This window comes from Bdellovibrio bacteriovorus str. Tiberius, assembly GCF_000317895.1.
GTDB lineage: Bacteria > Bdellovibrionota > Bdellovibrionia > Bdellovibrionales > Bdellovibrionaceae > Bdellovibrio > Bdellovibrio bacteriovorus_F.
Genome location: NC_019567.1, coordinates 764,578 through 780,033, shown reverse-complemented (window position 1 = coordinate 780,033; position 15,456 = coordinate 764,578). Strand labels below are relative to the sequence as shown.

General features: G+C 51.4%; 14 protein-coding genes. 4 read left to right on the top strand and 10 right to left on the bottom strand.

What is annotated here, in order from left to right:
- Positions 1-9: 9 nt before the first annotated feature.
- Genes BDT_RS03810 through yihA form a run of 3 tightly spaced genes read right to left on the bottom strand, consistent with a single transcriptional unit; the run spans position 10 to position 2,986 of the window.
- On the bottom strand, positions 10-1,671 hold the full coding sequence (locus BDT_RS03810) for a CTP synthase (RefSeq protein ID WP_015089949.1): 1,662 nt from the start codon (positions 1,669-1,671) through the stop codon (positions 10-12).
- Positions 1,671-2,414, bottom strand: coding sequence for a 3-deoxy-manno-octulosonate cytidylyltransferase (kdsB, locus tag BDT_RS03805; RefSeq protein WP_015089948.1), 744 nt, complete (start codon positions 2,412-2,414; stop codon positions 1,671-1,673). Before kdsB ends, BDT_RS03810 begins: the two co-directional genes overlap by 1 nt.
- The gene (gene yihA / locus BDT_RS03800; protein WP_015089947.1) at positions 2,411-2,986 is read right to left on the bottom strand and encodes a ribosome biogenesis GTP-binding protein YihA/YsxC; all 576 of its coding nucleotides are present in this window, start codon (positions 2,984-2,986) and stop codon (positions 2,411-2,413) included. The genes kdsB and yihA overlap by 4 nt, the downstream gene beginning before the upstream one ends.
- A gap of 184 nt (positions 2,987-3,170) precedes the next feature.
- Here yihA and BDT_RS03795 point away from each other — a divergent pair, with 184 nt between their 5' ends.
- On the top strand, positions 3,171-4,400 hold the full coding sequence (locus BDT_RS03795) for a sigma 54-interacting transcriptional regulator (protein ID WP_041576998.1): 1,230 nt from the start codon (positions 3,171-3,173) through the stop codon (positions 4,398-4,400).
- Here the strand turns inward: BDT_RS03795 and BDT_RS03790 are convergent.
- Positions 4,390-5,373: a flagellar basal body-associated FliL family protein gene (locus BDT_RS03790; RefSeq protein WP_015089945.1), complete on the bottom strand. Its 984-nt coding sequence runs from the start codon at positions 5,371-5,373 to the stop codon at positions 4,390-4,392. The genes BDT_RS03795 and BDT_RS03790 overlap by 11 nt on opposite strands.
- Before the next feature lie 106 nt (positions 5,374-5,479).
- On the opposite strand from BDT_RS03790, the gene BDT_RS03785 reads away from it, so the two are divergent.
- Positions 5,480-6,118, top strand: coding sequence for a hypothetical protein (locus tag BDT_RS03785; RefSeq protein ID WP_015089944.1), 639 nt, complete (start codon positions 5,480-5,482; stop codon positions 6,116-6,118).
- Positions 6,119-6,128: 10 nt separating this feature from the next.
- Here the strand turns inward: BDT_RS03785 and polA are convergent, their stop codons facing one another.
- The 3 genes from polA to BDT_RS03770 all read right to left on the bottom strand — a co-directional run bounded on the left by polA (position 6,129) and on the right by BDT_RS03770 (position 9,500).
- A complete protein-coding gene (gene polA, locus BDT_RS03780) occupies positions 6,129-8,729 on the bottom strand; it encodes a DNA polymerase I (protein ID WP_015089943.1) in 2,601 nt (866 codons plus the stop codon).
- Positions 8,730-8,792: 63 nt separating this feature from the next.
- Positions 8,793-9,095 (bottom strand): helix-turn-helix domain-containing protein, encoded by a 303-nt coding sequence (locus tag BDT_RS03775; protein ID WP_041576996.1) that lies wholly within the window; start codon positions 9,093-9,095, stop codon positions 8,793-8,795.
- A 99-nt stretch (positions 9,096-9,194) separates the two neighbouring features.
- Positions 9,195-9,500, bottom strand: coding sequence for a septum formation initiator family protein (locus BDT_RS03770; protein WP_051026260.1), 306 nt, complete (start codon positions 9,498-9,500; stop codon positions 9,195-9,197).
- A 154-nt stretch (positions 9,501-9,654) separates the two neighbouring features.
- On the opposite strand from BDT_RS03770, the gene BDT_RS03765 reads away from it, so the two are divergent.
- A complete protein-coding gene (locus BDT_RS03765) occupies positions 9,655-10,140 on the top strand; it encodes an ankyrin repeat domain-containing protein (RefSeq protein WP_015089940.1) in 486 nt (161 codons plus the stop codon).
- Positions 10,141-10,143: 3 nt separating this feature from the next.
- Positions 10,144-11,577 (top strand): catalase, encoded by a 1,434-nt coding sequence (locus tag BDT_RS03760; RefSeq protein WP_015089939.1) that lies wholly within the window; start codon positions 10,144-10,146, stop codon positions 11,575-11,577.
- Between the two features lie 236 nt (positions 11,578-11,813).
- On the opposite strand, the gene eno is transcribed toward BDT_RS03760, so the two are convergent.
- The 3 genes from eno to BDT_RS03745 form a co-directional block, all read right to left on the bottom strand.
- Positions 11,814-13,082: a phosphopyruvate hydratase gene (eno, locus tag BDT_RS03755; RefSeq protein WP_015089937.1), complete on the bottom strand. Its 1,269-nt coding sequence runs from the start codon at positions 13,080-13,082 to the stop codon at positions 11,814-11,816.
- Complete coding sequence (locus BDT_RS03750; RefSeq protein WP_015089936.1) at positions 13,075-14,100, bottom strand: hypothetical protein; 1,026 nt, start codon at positions 14,098-14,100, stop codon at positions 13,075-13,077. Before BDT_RS03750 ends, eno begins: the two co-directional genes overlap by 8 nt.
- 233 nt (positions 14,101-14,333) lie before the next feature.
- Positions 14,334-15,440, bottom strand: a complete 1,107-nt coding sequence (locus tag BDT_RS03745) for a CpaF family protein (protein ID WP_015089935.1) — start codon at positions 15,438-15,440, stop codon at positions 14,334-14,336.
- Positions 15,441-15,456 lie beyond the last annotated feature (16 nt).

The window sequence follows — 15,456 nt, the reverse complement described above, 5'->3', positions numbered from 1 at the left end:
GAACCTTTCTTACTTCTTCTTCAGGCTTGCTTTAACAAAATGCACGAAGAGCGGATGCGGAGCCAAGGGTTTTGACTTGAATTCCGGGTGGAACTGCACGCCGACAAACCATGGGTGATCAGGAAGTTCCACGATCTCTACCAGGTCACGTTCTTTGCAAATACCGGAAGCTTTCATCCCGTTCTTTTCAAACAGGTCTTTATATTTATTGTTGAACTCAAAACGGTGACGGTGACGTTCCATAATGGAGGACGCCTTGTACACCTGATGAGCCCGAGTGCCGGAAGCAATCGCGCACGGGAATCCACCCAGGCGCATGGTGCCGCCCTTGTTGATGACTCCACGCTGTTCAACCATGGAATCAATCACGAAATTGCCCGTGCGTTTGTTTTCAGCATGGAATTCACGGCTGGTGGCATCTTTGATACCGCACACGTTGCGTGCGAACTCGATCGCCGACAACTGCATGCCAAAGCAGATACCGAAGAATGGAACACGCTTTTCACGGGCAAACTTGATGGCCGTGATTTTACCTTCCACCCCACGAGTACCGAAGCCCCCTGGAACCAGAATACCGTCCACTTTACCCAACAGCGAATTCACTGTCTTGTCGGTGACTTTTTCAGAATCCACGTAAATGATTTCCACGCGGGCACTATTGGCAACCCCACCGTGAACCAGGGCTTCATGCAGGGACTTGTAGGATTCTTTCAAATCCACATACTTGCCGACCACACCGATTTTCACGGTGTGACTTGGGTTCCCCAGAATCTTCACCAGATTCTGCCAGCCTTTCATGTTCAACTTGCCAGCAGAAAGACCCAGACGTGCCACGATCAGCTCGTCCAGTTTTTCTTTGTGCAATGCTGAAGGCACTTCGTAAATGAAGCGGCTGTCTTGAGCGGCGATAACATTTTCCGGTTTCACGGAACAAAACAGGCCGATTTTAGCCTTTAAGTTGTCGTCGATGACTTTTTCACTGCGGCAGACCAGGAAGTCCGGCTGCAAACCGATTTCACGCAGCTCTTTCACCGAGTGCTGAGTCGGCTTGGATTTCAGTTCACCCGCCGCCGCGATGTACGGCACATAAGTCACGTGCACCAAAACAGAGTTTTCATGACCCACATCGATGCGCATCTGACGGATGGCTTCCAGGAACGGCTGGGATTCGATATCCCCGACCGTTCCGCCGATTTCAACCAGAATGATTTCACTGCCCTGAGCCGCTTCATAGATACGGGCTTTGATTTCTTCCGTAATGTGCGGGATCACCTGCACAGTTCCCCCCAGATAGTCCCCGCGACGCTCGCGGTTCAAAACCGTGTCATAGATCTGACCGGTGGAAACAGAGTTCGAACGGTTCATCAAAGCGGATGTAAAACGCTCATAGTGGCCCAGATCCAGATCCGTTTCTGCGCCGTCTTCGGTCACATAAACTTCACCGTGTTGCAAAGGGGACATCGTGCCCGGATCCACGTTCAGATAAGGATCAAATTTCATGATGGTCACTTTGTGACCGCGGCCTTCCAGCAAAGCACCAAGGCTGGCTGCTGTCAGTCCTTTGCCAATCGAGGAAACAACGCCCCCGGTGACAAAAATAAACTTTTGCTTCAACGTCTTCTTGGTCGACTTCGCTGTCGACACTTTCTTCGTGGTCTTTCTCTTTGCCATTACATCCCCTGTGAGCTTAAGAGTTTTTCGAGTCGCGCCAGATCTTCGGGAGTATCCACCCCGACACTGGCTTCCTTGACTCTGATTACTTTGATTTTTGCACCCAAATACAGAGCGCGCAGCTGCTCCAGACTCTCGGCTTTTTCAATGAGAGCCGGAGGAGCTTCGCAGAACTGCTTTAAAAAACTTCTGGAATAGGCATACATGCCAATATGTTTCAGGCAGCCATCCATGGTGCCGGCCTCTTGGGCCGACAAACGAGAATAAGGCATTGGATAACGGCTGAAATAAAGAGCCTCGTCGCGGCAGTTTGTGACCACTTTGACGGAATTCATGGATTGCAGCTCTTCAGCACTGATCGGATGAGCCAGCGTGGCCATGTCTATTTTCGGATCATCGACAAACACCTGCGCCAGACGATCAATAAGCTCGCCGGTCACCAGTGGCTCATCACCCTGGATGTTAACGACAACATCACAGGCAATATCTTTAATAGCAGCATTGATTCGGTCACTTCCAGTGGGAAGATCGCTGTCCGTCATGACGACTTTAACACCGACAGCTTCGGCGGCGGCTTTGATGCCTTCGTGGTCGGTGGCGACAATCACCTCGCTCAGAAGTTTCGACTTCCTGGCTCCTTCAACCGTCCACTGAATCAGGGGGCGGCCTTTCAAGTTCACCAGAGGTTTTCCGGGGAAGCGTGTAGAGCCAAAGCGAGCGGGGATCACACCGACAATTTTCATTCTTTTACCCAGTTTTCATAGATGTAGTCTTCAACCGCGTCCTGGCCTTCTTTTTTAAGCGAGGACACACCGAACACGGCACTCAGGCCCGAGGCCTTCTTCACTTTCGCCACTGCCTGCAGCATCTGACTGCGCGACATTTTGTCGGCCTTGGTCAGCACCACCGCCAGGGGGAAGCCACGACGTTCAGAGAACTCTTTCAAAAGCTCTTCGTCTTCTGTCCACGAGCGACGGATGTCCATCACCAGAAGCAGTCCACGAAGTTGTTCACGGTTCATAAGATAAGTTTCAATCATGCGGTGCCATTCACGCATTTCATCCCCGGAACGCGCGGCAAAGCCGTAACCCGGCATATCCACCATCACATAGGACTGATCCAGCTCAAAGAAGTTCAACAAACGGGTTTTACCCGGCGTGGAACTGACTTTCGCGATCTTGTTTTTGGTCAGGGCATTGATAAAAGACGACTTTCCGGCATTGGAGCGGCCGGCGATGGCTACTTCAACTTTCTTGTGTACGGGGAAGTCCTTTTCCAGAACGGCGCTTTTGATAAATTGAATCGTCTTTGGCATAGCCAAGACTATCAGAGCTCCACCCATTTCTCAATTCCGAGAACCTAGTCCGTCGCAGGATAATTTGGCGAGTCGAAAAGCCCGAGCCCCACTTATATTTGAATCCAGCCCGGTCAAAGTCTTGAAGTGGTGGGTCATCGCATTCCCCACCACAAAGGTGGGTACTTTTTAAGCAGGAGACCCCATGTCACAAGCATTCTTGAAAACAATGGACGAAAACCCAAAAACCCTGACTTTGCATGAGTTCGTTACTCTTGGCAAAGATTCGCAATGCCAGATTCAGGTCCAAGGTGAACAAGTGGCCGAACGCCACGCCCGTATCGAAAAGAAAGATCAATCATATTTGATCCGCGACCTGCGCACCCCGCAGGGCACCTATGTGAATGATGCCCGCGTGATGGAAGCCTTCCTGCAAGAAGGCGACGTCATCCGTTTGGGAGAACAAGAATTCCTGTTCCTGACCCAGCAGGAAGAAAACACTCCCTTCCCGATCAAAAGCCGCAATGACGTCTGGAACGAAGAACTGCAGACCCTTTCCAATGTCGCCAAAACCGAGTTCCCGGTGCTGATCCTGGGCCCTTCCGGAACCGGTAAGGATGTCATTGCCCAAGCCCTGCATGAAAACAGCCTTCGCGACAAGGGACCGTTCGTCAGCGTGAACTGCAGCGCCCTCAGCGAAACCCTGATTGAAAGTGAACTTTTCGGTCACGTAAAAGGCAGCTTTACCGGCGCCATCAACGACCGCAAAGGAGCCTTCGAAGCGGCCCGCGGCGGCACGCTGTTCCTGGATGAAATCGGTGATCTTTCCTACAGCCTGCAGGCTAAACTGCTGCGCGCCCTGGAAAACAACGAAATCCGCCCAGTGGGTGCGGATCGTAACGTGCGCACCGATGTTCGTATTATCGCAGCGACTCACCAAAACCTGTCTGAAAAAATCCGCGAAGGCCTGTTCCGTTCGGATCTTTACTTCCGTCTGAATGTGGTGTCGGTGGCGCCACCTGCTTTGGCGTTGCGCATGGAGGACTTTGAAGAGCTGCTTTACACCTTTGCCCGCAAAATGCGTGTGCGTTTTTCATTCGGCGCGATTGCCCGTATGAAAAAGCACCCATGGCCCGGGAATATTCGTGAATTGAAAAATCTGGTCAGCCGCGCTGCCGCGCTTTACCCGCGCACTCACATCACCGAAAACCACATCGAAAAGCTGCTGGATAAGACACTTTTGGAAAAATCCGAAGAGCGCGTCAGTAACGACATGCCGGTGATTAAAGAGATTGAAAAACAGATGATCATCAAGCGCCTGCAGGCGAACAAAGGAAATCAGCGCCGAACGGCTCAGGATCTGGGCATGCCTAAAAGCACCCTGCATGACCGTTTAAAATACTATGACATCGATATCACGAGCTTTAAGGTTTAACGATCGCGGTTTTGATAAAGATCCGGCGCACGTAACCCTTGGTCAGGATCTTGTTCACCTCTTTGCGCAGACGTTCGCAAAGCTCTTGTTTGCCCGCCCCTGAGGCTGCCTGATCGAAAGTCATCTCCTCGATCGTTCTCAGGAACAAGTCTTCCACTTCCGCTTCGCGGTCTTTGATTTCGACAACGACATCAGAGGCCGCGCCTTCCACATAGAACTCAAAAGCCCCCATGGGATTGGTGCCGGATTCGGCTGAACGGCGCAGATTCACAACCATTCTTTGCATCAGGAACACATTTTGCGCGGCACGAGTGGAATCATAGAAGGACTCCACTTCGGTTTTGGGATCGTATTGATATTTTTGCGATGCCCAGTCCGCCATCGAGTGAATGAACAAATCTTCGTGTTGAGGGATCAAACCCTTCGTGGCCATACGATAAATCACCACACTCGCACCTGCCGTCACCACCAGCAAACCCACCAACGCGAGCTTTTTCACCAGCGAGAATGACTTGAAGGTCGCCATGCCCCTGCCAAGGCCGGCTTTGAACCCCAGAGCGGTTCTTTTCGCCCAAGCCAGCAAAAGCGGCCCGGCATTCACAATGCGATGGCGAAGCTGCTCTTTGAATTTTCTCCAGCTTAAGCGCATCACGGTGCGCTTCATTTTAACTTTGTAGGAAATGCGCGGAAGGAACGGGAGAATCTTTAAAATCCTCTTGCGGAATCCGGTCGCGGATTGCCACAACTTTTCTTCTTCTGCGAGGGTGTACTCAAGCTCGATGCCTTCTTCATAAATCAAGGCACCACCGGCCACATCGGGACCGATTTCATTCAGGGACTGAGCAAACTCGGGGTCTGCTTCCGCCAGTGCAGAGTCCAAGGACTCAAGGGACATCAAATCTTCAGCTTCCCCTTCCGGAGCGCCGTCCTTGATATCTTCCTCTACCTTGGTCGTGTTTTCCTGTTCAGCCAATCGGATTCCCCCAAGACGATTGTAAGGAAGGAATCAAATACGTCGCAAGAACAATTTATAAACAGAAGTCCATCGGCTAGCATTAAGACTGCAGGAGAGATCTTTAATGAAAGTCCTTGTATCCGTCATTGTGGCCCTGGGGGCCTTAAGTGGTTGTTCCCACCTTCATCGTTCCGCGGACAGCGGATATGCACCGGCGCCGGAAGATGTCCGCTATAGCGACAACTCCAACCGCGGTATTTATGACCGCCAAACCCGTCAGACGGCTTACGAACTGGGTTTGGACCCAGGTTCATTGAGCGGCCGTGACCTGCAGGCCGTCCGCGAACGTCAGCAACTGCGCCAGTTGGAACGCAGCTTGTCCTCGCGCAAAGAGCGCGAACAGTACTCCAAGATCCTGCCCTGGCTTAAAAATGATGCAGAAAAAATCGAAGTTCTGTCCATCCCGTCCATCGAAGGCCGTCAGGCCTGGGTGAACCGCAACAGTGTGTGGAACAGATCACAGGCTCCGCAGGAAGAAATGAAGGGCTTGATTGAATCCCAGGACATTGCCGTGGGCATGCCGCAGGATTATGTCAAAAGATCCTGGGGGGACCCGATGAGCGTCGAAGTCTCGGGCAATCCGCTTTACAAGAATGAGCGCTGGAAATATCAGAAGTTTGTATCCGCCCCGGAAGGCTACCGCAAAGAAACACGTTTTGTGTACTTCGAAGGCGGACGTGTGGTCGGCTGGGAAACTGAATAAGACGAAGCCCCTAGTGCGCTTCGTCCCAGTTGTTCCCGATTGCATAGTTGACCTTCAACGGCACTTTCAGTTTCATCACGTTTTCCATGATTGAAACCAACTGAGGGGAATGCTTCTGCAGATTCTCCTCGAAATCCTCAAAAATCAATTCATCGTGCACTTGTAACAGCATGCGCACCGGCACTTTTTCGAACACCTCAATCATCGCCTTTTTCACCAGATCACTGGCAGTTCCCTGAATCGGGGCATTAATCGCAGCGCGCTCGCCGAACTTTTTCAAAGCCATGTTCTTGGACTGAAGCTCGTCGATGTAACGACGGCGACCGAACAAAGTTTCAACATAGCCTTTTTCGTGAGCCGTTTTTACCGTGCCATCGATATATTCCCGCACGTTTTTAAAACGGTTGAAATAGCGATCGATAATATCCTTGGCTTCCGTGCGTGAAATGCCCAGGTTTTCTGCCAGACCGAAAGCCCCCTGCCCGTAAGCAATACCAAAGTTCACGGCCTTGGCAGAACGACGGTGTTCAGCAGTCACATCTTTCAAAGCCACCCCAAACACTTCCGCTGCTGTGGCCGCGTGAATATCCAGGTCTTCAGCAAAGGCTTTGCACAAATTCGGGTCTTCAGAAATATGCGCCAGAATACGCAATTCGATCTGGGAATAATCCACCGACAAAAGCTTCATGCGAGGAGCCGCAATGAATGCCTTACGCACCTGCTGGCCGCGCGCGGTACGAATCGGGATGTTCTGAAGATTTGGCTGCGTGCTGGAAAGACGGCCCGTGGTGGTCAGAGCCTGATTAAAGCTTGTGTGCACACGCTCGTCTTTAGGATCAATCATGGTTGGCAAAGCGTCCACGTAAGTGGATTTCAGCTTGGACATCTCACGCCATTGCAAAACCAGCTTTGCGATCGGATGTTCCAGTCCCAACAGAACTTCTTCATCTGTGGAATAACCGGTTTTGGTTTTTTTGCCCGCGGGCAGACCCAGCTTTTCAAACAGGATCACACCCAGCTGCTTCGGACTTCCGACATTGAAGGCCTCGCCAGCGGCTTCATGAATTTGTTTTTCGATTTCTGCGATGTCTTTCGCAAGGTCCTCGCTTTGCTTGGCCAAAAGGTCCTTGTCGATACGAACGCCCAAACGTTCCATGGACAGCAGCACTCTTGCCAATGGCAAATCCAGCTCTTGATAGACCTTTTCACCCTGCACCGTCTGCAACTGGGATTTCAAAGTCGTGGCGAAGTTCAAATGGGCATTGTAAAGCTGTGCGGGTGAAGCCAGATCCGGCAAAACATCTGCCATAAAGCGAGTATAAATCTTGCCAAAGTCGGAGGTGTCCCCGGCTTTCAAAACATAAGCAGCCAACTGGGAATCCCAAGCCGCCACCGGAGCTTTCGCGCCAATCTTGTGCCAGAACGACTTCAGGTCATAGCCATGCCATTGAACCTGGAAAGTATCAGTCAGTTTACCAAGGTACTCGTGATCAGAAACCTGGATGATTTGCGATTCAGTTCCGATGAACACCCCACGCATGTCGCTAAAGCCCCAAAGGCTTTGGTGCTCGGCCAGGAAGTCGGCAAGTTCACGGGTCGTCATGCTCTTTTCGGTGAACTGACGCTCTTCTTTGGCAATCACGATCGTTGGTGCCACGTCATCGGCAATACTTAAAGGCATCGCCGGTGCGGCGGCCTTTATCAGTGGTCCCGCCGGAGCCGCAGGCGCGGAAGCTGAAGGCGCTGCCGGAGTTGTGTCCACCGTTCCGAACAGACTTTTTTCGAAAGATTTGAAATTCAGCTCGTGCAGGAAGGCACGCAGCTCGTCTGCCTTGAAAGGCTTCAACTTGTACGCTTCCAGATCATCCGGCATCGGCACATCGCAAGAAATCGTCACCAGCTTTTTGGACAAAATGGCATTGTCTTTGGAAGCAATCAGTTTTTCGCGAACGCTTTTACTTTCAACTTTGTCGATGTTTTCATAGATGTCTTCGATGTGTTTGAACTGCTCCAGAAGTTTGATGGCGCCCTTTTCTCCGACACCTTTCACACCAGGAACGTTGTCCGAAGTATCCCCTACAATGGCCAGATAATCGATAAACTGATCCGGGCGAACACCCCATTTTTCAAGAACACCTTCGGCATTGTAGCGAACACCCTTCATGGTGTCGTACATAGTGACGTTGTCTTCGATCAACTGGCCAAAGTCTTTATCGCCGCTGACGATGAACACTTCCATGCCATTGCGACGACCCCATTTAGTGACTGTGCCGATAATGTCATCGGCCTCGAAGGATTCGACTTCAAATGCAGGAACTCCCAGAAGATCGGCCAGTCTTTTGATGTAAGGAATTTGTTGAGCCAGTTCATCCGGCATTTCTGTGCGATGAGCTTTATAACCGTCGTACATCGCTTTACGGAAAGAAGGCTCTTTGCGATCGTAACAGAACACCAGATACTCGGGCTTTTCCTCTTTCAAAAGCTTGATCATCATGGAAAGGAAGCCGTAGACGGCGTTGACCGGGACTCCGCTTGGAGACGACAGCGAACGAATCGCGTAGAAAGCGCGAAAGAACATGGCACTGACGTCAATAAGGTAGATTTTCTTCATGAAGGCCTCCGGATGTAAACCAAAGGTCTACACCGCACAGGCCTGATTGTCGATGATTGATGCCTATTTCAATTCGGCTTTCACGCGAGTGAAATCGATTTGTTCCAGGGCATTTTTATCCAGCTCGTTTTCCGCAGCCGGAGTGTATTTGACCTCGTCACTGCAAGCTTCCGCCTGACGAAGAATGATTTCCAAATCACCACGGATGGAAGACTCGACAGAACGGCGTCCTTCTTCCCAAGCTTCGATGTCACCAATTGAACAATGCAAACGACGGGCAAGATCGGATCGGCTCCAGCCCAAACGCAGGCGTAGGTCACGGAGAGATTCTTTATTCCAATCAAGCTGCTGAGTATTATCTAGCATATAAACCCCTGGGATCACTTAAAAAAGTATCCCTTTATAGAGCAGGAATACTATTTGTATTATACCCGGAAAACACCAGATAATGCGATGAGCTATGGACTATTGCTCTGGGAAAACGAAAACCAGGTCGTGTTCGCCCGCCAGATCCAATTTATCGCGAGCCTGGCGCTCAATAAATGAAGGATCCTTAGCCTGCTTAAGTTGGCCGGACAACGCTGCAATGTTTTGACGCGTCTGTTGGATCTCAAATGTTATTCTTTCGAAATCACGGTGCAAACCCCACAGGCGGAAGGCATTCCCATTCACCACAATGGAAATGGAAAAGATCAGCAAACAAACCAGCGCCACCTTCGTGGGACTGTTCAGAAATCGACGTAAACCAACCGCAAACTGTGTGTAAGACATGAATTCATTCTAGCTATATACCCAGACGAAGGCTACAGGACCGAAGCCTAGGTCCAGCCTTCTCTTTATAGTTTTTATTGATAGTTCTCATATTTAATATCGATTCGATTTATACATCAATTTCGCCGATCTTAATGAAAGCAAGAGAGGTGTTATGAGAGCGTGGGCAGACTATCTTAAGACGGCACAAACCGAAAACCCGGTTTTTGAGGCCGTTCGCCACAATGACTATAACGAGGTCATGACTTATCTGAAGAACCTGGGAAATCCCAATCTGAAAAACCACAAGGGTCACTCGCTGCTGATGCTGGCAGCCTATAACGGCCACCTTTCCCTGGTGAGCCTGCTGATCTCTTGTCACGCGGACGTCAATTCGCGCGACCAAAGCGGCAATACCATTTTGATGGGTGTGGCTTTCAAGGGCCATGACAAGGTCGCCCGTCAGTTGCTACGCGCAGGCGCGGATTTGAATGCCCGCAACCCCAAGGGTCAAACGGCCCTGAGCTTTGCCGAGGCCTTTGGGCGCGACGATCTGGTGCGCCTGTTCAACGAACTTCAATCTGAACCACCCGCCCAAGGATCGCGTTTCTGGCGCCGTCTGCAGGCTTTGTCCCAATTCTTCATCCCCGCACGAGGTTAATTTATGAAAAAGACACTAACAACATCCGCAGGCATTCCCGTTTCTGAAAACCAGCATAGCCTTACTTCCGGCCCGCGTGGTCCGGTGGCTTTACAGGATTATCACCTGATTGAAAAGCTTGCCCATTTCAACCGTGAACGCATTCCTGAACGCGTAGTGCACGCCAAGGGTTCTGGCGCCTATGGCACCTTTACGGTCACCCATGACATCACCCGCTTCACCAAAGCCGCGATCTTTGCAAAGATTGGCAAAAAGACGGAAGCCTTCCTGCGCTTTTCAACCGTCGCCGGCGAAAAAGGATCTGCCGACACGGAACGCGATCCCCGTGGCTTTGCTTTGAAGTTTTACACCGAAGAAGGCAACTGGGACATCGTCGGAAACAACACGCCGGTGTTCTTTGAACGTGATCCATTGAAGTTCCCCGACTTTATCCACTCGCAAAAACGCGATCCGCAGACAGGATACAAGAACCCGGCGCGCATGTGGGATTACTGGTCGAAAGCGCCCGAGGCTTTGCACCAGATCACGATCTTGTTCAGTGACCGCGGCATTCCCGATGGCTATCGCTTTATGAATGGATACGGCAGCCACACGTTCAGTTTTATCAACGACAAGAACGAACGCGTTTGGGTGAAATTCCATTTCAAATCCATGCAAGGGATTAAAAATCTTTCCGTCGCCAAAGCTGTCGAACTGGCAGGATCTGATCCGGACTATGCAGGTCGTGACTTGTTTGAAGCCATCGAACGCAAAGAGTTCCCGCGCTGGGCTTTGAAAGTTCAGATCATGACCGAACGCCAGGCGGAACAATTCAAATATGATCCGTTTGACTTAACCAAGGTGTGGCCACACAGCGAGTTCCCTTTGTTGGATGTGGGTGTGCTGGAACTAAACCGCAATCCAGAAAACTACTTTGCGGAAGTCGAACAAGCCGCCTTTTCCCCAAGCAATGTGCCACCAGGCGTGGGTTTTTCACCGGACAAGATGCTGCAAGGAAGACTGTTCGCCTATCCGGATGCTCAACGCTATCGTCTGGGAGTAAACTATCAGTATCTGCCAGTGAATCGCCCGCATTCGGAAGTAAACAGTTATCACCGCGATGGCAGCATGAGATTCGACGGCAACGGAGGACGACAGGACAACTATGAACCCAATGGTTTTGGTGGCCCCGTACAAAACGAAAGCTTCAAAGAGCCTGCCCTGAGTTTATCAGGCACTTTGGATCGCCATGACTCCCACAAGGACAATGACGATTTCACACAAGCCGGAAACCTGTATCGAATGCTCAGCGAAGAAGAAAAAGACCGCTTAACCACAAACATCGCAGGCACCATGAAAACCATCTCAGAGTACCTGCAAACCAAAAACATAGAACACTTCAAAAAATGCGACGCTGACTACGGCGCAAGAATCGCCTCAAAACTAGGCCACACCTAACCCAGCTTGTGAGTCTGCTCAGCAGACTCACAAGCCCCCGCCCCAAAACGCAAAAAAGCCCGCGAAAGCGGGCTTTTGAGCCAGTCCCCCAAAGCACCCCCATAACCAAGGTCGCTCAAAAGGGTTCGAATGCAAGGCGGAGGGTTCTCTCCGAAACGGAGGCGTGCTCCAAGCACGTCGGAGAGAAGGAGAGAGTCCGACAACGAAGTCAGTCGGACCCTTTTCAGCGACCGCGCCTATCGGAAGGCGGCTTTATCCCAGTACATACCCATACCACCCAAGTCTTCTTCGATTCTCAGAAGCTGGTTGTATTTCGCGGTTCTTTCACCACGGCACAAGCTGCCTGTTTTGATCTGATGACAGTTCAGGCCTACAGCCAGATCTGCGATCGTCACGTCTTCAGTTTCACCAGAGCGGTGGGACATGATAGTGCGGAATTTATTACGTTGAGCCAGATTCACAGCTTCGTAAGTTTCAGTCAAAGTACCGATTTGGTTTACTTTCACCAGCAAAGCATTACCCGCTTTTTTCTCAAGACCCATGCGCAGACGTTTTGGATTGGTCACGAACAAGTCATCACCGATCAACTGCATAGTCGAGCCCATTTGAGCTGTGGACTGAACCCAGGAATCCCAGTCGTCTTCCGCGAAGCCGTCTTCGATGGAAACAAGAGGATATTTCTCTGCCCAGGATTTGTAGATGCCAAGAAGTTCGGTTGGGCTGATATGACCACCCTGCCATTCGTATTTGCCTTCTTTGAACATTTCAGTTGCAGCAACGTCCAACGCCAGGAACACGTTCTGACCTGGATCGTAACCAGCGTCCACGATCGCGTTCATCAGCAAATCAAGAGCTTCCTGATTGGAGCCCAATTTCGGAGCGAAGCCACCTTCGTCACCTACTGCCGTGGAAAGACCTTTTTTCGCCAGGATCTTTTTCAGAGTGTGGAAGATCTCAGTACCTGCACGCAGGGACTCAGCGTAAGAGTTGTTCACAGTTGGAACGATCATGAATTCCTGAATGTCCAAACCGTTATTTGCGTGCGCGCCACCGTTCAGAACGTTCATCAATGGAACCGGCAAGCGAGAAGCCTGGGAACCACCAACGTAACGGTAAAGCGGCAAACGACAGTCCTGAGCTGCTGCTTTTGCAACCGCCAAAGACACACCCAGGATCGCATTCGCACCCAGGTTGGATTTGTTTTCAGTGCCATCGATGTCGCGAAGGATTTTATCGATGTAAACCTGTTCAGTTGCCTGAAGGCCCACGATTTCCGGAGCGATTTTTTCACGAACATTGTCGACAGCTTTGTAAACGCCTTTACCCAGGAAACGGTTTTTGTCGCCGTCGCGAAGCTCGCAGGCTTCGTGTGCGCCTGTGGAGGCACCGGATGGAACTGCGGCGCGGCCCATGTTGCCGTCAGCTGTTGTAACTTCAACCTCTACAGTCGGGTTTCCACGGCTGTCCAGGATTTCACGAGAGATGACACTGATGATTTCAGACATGTTGATTTCCTTCTTTGTCGGCGTTTTTATTCATCGTTTTCTTAACCAGATCCATGCTTTCAAAGACCGTGCGCGGGTACTGGGTTTTTACGAACTCCCAGTCAACGCGTCTCATGGCCTCTTTCACCGCCGGGGTCATTTTCCCCTGGGCCGCAAGCATGGTGATCAGCTGCTGGGCGCGCACCATGTAGTCATGCAGGCGCGCCAGATTCTGACTCAAAACATAACCCGGAGTTTCGCTGTCGAAATTCAGGTGGGACAAAGAGCCTTCATGAGGCAGCAGCGAGGACGCTGCATTCTCGGGCGCTTCCGCCTGAACGCCGGTGGCGGACTTCAGATTCTGCTTTTCAATTGTACGGATTCTTTCTTCAAGGTCACCGACATATTTCTGCAGATCTTCACGTTCACGCTGGGTGCGCTGAAGATCATCGATCAGACTTTGGAACAATGCCGGGCTGACCTGGTGGCCGACCGACTCGCTGAAGATCGAACTTTGCTGGGTGGACCAGTTCAGCTGAATGGTGATGCCTTCCCAGTTACAGACTGCCGCAGGCTGACCGACGTAAACCGGCAGGGACTCAAACGCCGCCTTCAGGTAAGTCGTCACCAGCGGGTATTGTTCTGCCGGCAAAGGCAGATCAAACGAGATGCTGGCTTCATCACGGCGAAGATTTTCAATCGGTGGTTTTGGAGAGATAAAGTAAGAAAGGAACTGCTCTGGTTGATTAAAGATTTCCTGAGGATGCGGCATCATGCGCAGGACGCTGTCGAGCACTCCCCACGCACGCAACTCCGGCCCTTCATGTCCCGCACGCTGCAGGATATTTTCTTCGCGCTTCAGCGGAAGGCGCAGGACGGTTTCCAGAAAGTTTTCCATTTCAGGCGCAGTCATCCAATACGACGAGTCCTTGAGCAATTCCATCGGAAGATGGATCTGCTCATACAGCGGGCTGAGGTCTTCGCCTTGCTGCTCCAGAACGGTTAGAACTGCGTTTGAAATCTTACAACTAAAGTGCACGAAGAAGGTCTTAGCCTAGTTTTTCCACTCTTTAAACACAAAAAAACGAACGATTTTAGCGTCCGGATGACGCGGTATAGCCAGAAGAAACAACCAGGCACCTTTTAAGGGGAAGCGGTCAAAACTGGGTGGGCGCAAGGCGGAGGGTGACCCGCACAGCGCAGGCGTGCTCCAAGCACGTCGGAGCGAGCAGGTTGCCCGACAACGCAGTCGAACGCCCGGTTTTCACCGCTTTAGGCTGCTTTTGCGAACTTGGATTTTGGGAATGGGAGGTTGTTGTCGATGATTTCTTCCATAAACGACGGTACGTTGCCTGTGGGCTGGAGCTTTCCTTCCAGGGTTCCATCGGGACGGCGTGTTAGGCGGGACATTTCAAAGATCGGGATCACGTTGTATGAACCATCCGCACTGAATCCGCGCACTTCGCTGATTGCTGCGATACGGCGAGATCCGTCCGAAAAACGTGAGACCTGGATAATAATTTCAATCGCCGAAGACACTTGAGAGCGCAAAGCCTTCTCACTGATCTTCGCATCGCCACCTTGAGCAAGGGCTTCCAAACGCACAATCGCATCTTCCGGCGTGTTGGCGTGGACCGTTCCCATACATCCCTTGTGACCGGTATTCATGGCGTTCAGCAGTTCCATGGCTTCGCTGGAACGAACCTCCCCGACAATAATTCGGTCGGGACGCAAACGCAGAGCGGACTTCAAAAGATCCTTGATCGTGACTTCACCCTTACCCATGGCATCGGCCTGACGGGTTTCAAACATCACCACGTGCTCGTAATCCACCTGCAGCTCGGAGGAGTCTTCAATCACCATCACACGCTGCCCTTTCGGAATGCGCGTGCACAAAAGCGAAAGCAATGTCGTCTTACCGGAACCGGTACCACCGCTGACGATGATGTTTTTCCCCAGGAACATGCAGATGTCCAGGAAACGCGCACCATCCTCGGTGATCGCACCGAAGCGGATATAGTCAGCAAAAGTGATTTTGTTGTTCGTGAATTTACGAATGGAAAGTGTCGTGCCCTTGCGGGACATTGGCGGAATCACCGCCGCAATACGTGAACCATCCGGAAGACGCGCATCCAGACGAGGCGATTCGTCATCGATACGGCGACCCACGCTTTGCGCGATGCTGTTCACCGCTGCACGCAGATCGTCTTCAGACGGGAAGGACTCGGAAACTCTTTCGAGCTTACCCTTTCTTTCCACGAAGATTTCCTTATGGCCATTGATAAGAATTTCGGACACACCCTTGTCTTCCAGGTATTTCGCAACAGGACCGAGATTCTGCTGAATGGTCTGTTTGAAAACGTTCGACTGGTCAGACATGGGTGCCTTTCCTCAG

Excerpts from the sequence above, each read along its gene's own strand:
- BDT_RS03810 (WP_015089949.1), bottom strand. The coding sequence starts at position 1,671 with ATGGCAAAGAGAAAGACCACGAAGAAAGTGTCGACAGCGAAGTCGACC.
- kdsB (WP_015089948.1), bottom strand. The coding sequence starts at position 2,414 with ATGAAAATTGTCGGTGTGATCCCCGCTCGCTTTGGCTCTACACGCTTC.
- yihA (WP_015089947.1), bottom strand. The coding sequence starts at position 2,986 with ATGCCAAAGACGATTCAATTTATCAAAAGCGCCGTTCTGGAAAAGGAC.
- BDT_RS03795 (WP_041576998.1), top strand. The coding sequence starts at position 3,171 with ATGTCACAAGCATTCTTGAAAACAATGGACGAAAACCCAAAAACCCTG.
- BDT_RS03785 (WP_015089944.1), top strand. The coding sequence starts at position 5,480 with ATGAAAGTCCTTGTATCCGTCATTGTGGCCCTGGGGGCCTTAAGTGGT.
- polA (WP_015089943.1), bottom strand. The coding sequence starts at position 8,729 with ATGAAGAAAATCTACCTTATTGACGTCAGTGCCATGTTCTTTCGCGCT.
- BDT_RS03775 (WP_041576996.1), bottom strand. The coding sequence starts at position 9,095 with ATGCTAGATAATACTCAGCAGCTTGATTGGAATAAAGAATCTCTCCGT.
- BDT_RS03770 (WP_051026260.1), bottom strand. The coding sequence starts at position 9,500 with ATGTCTTACACACAGTTTGCGGTTGGTTTACGTCGATTTCTGAACAGT.
- BDT_RS03765 (WP_015089940.1), top strand. The coding sequence starts at position 9,655 with ATGAGAGCGTGGGCAGACTATCTTAAGACGGCACAAACCGAAAACCCG.
- BDT_RS03760 (WP_015089939.1), top strand. The coding sequence starts at position 10,144 with ATGAAAAAGACACTAACAACATCCGCAGGCATTCCCGTTTCTGAAAAC.
- eno (WP_015089937.1), bottom strand. The coding sequence starts at position 13,082 with ATGTCTGAAATCATCAGTGTCATCTCTCGTGAAATCCTGGACAGCCGT.
- BDT_RS03745 (WP_015089935.1), bottom strand. The coding sequence starts at position 15,440 with ATGTCTGACCAGTCGAACGTTTTCAAACAGACCATTCAGCAGAATCTC.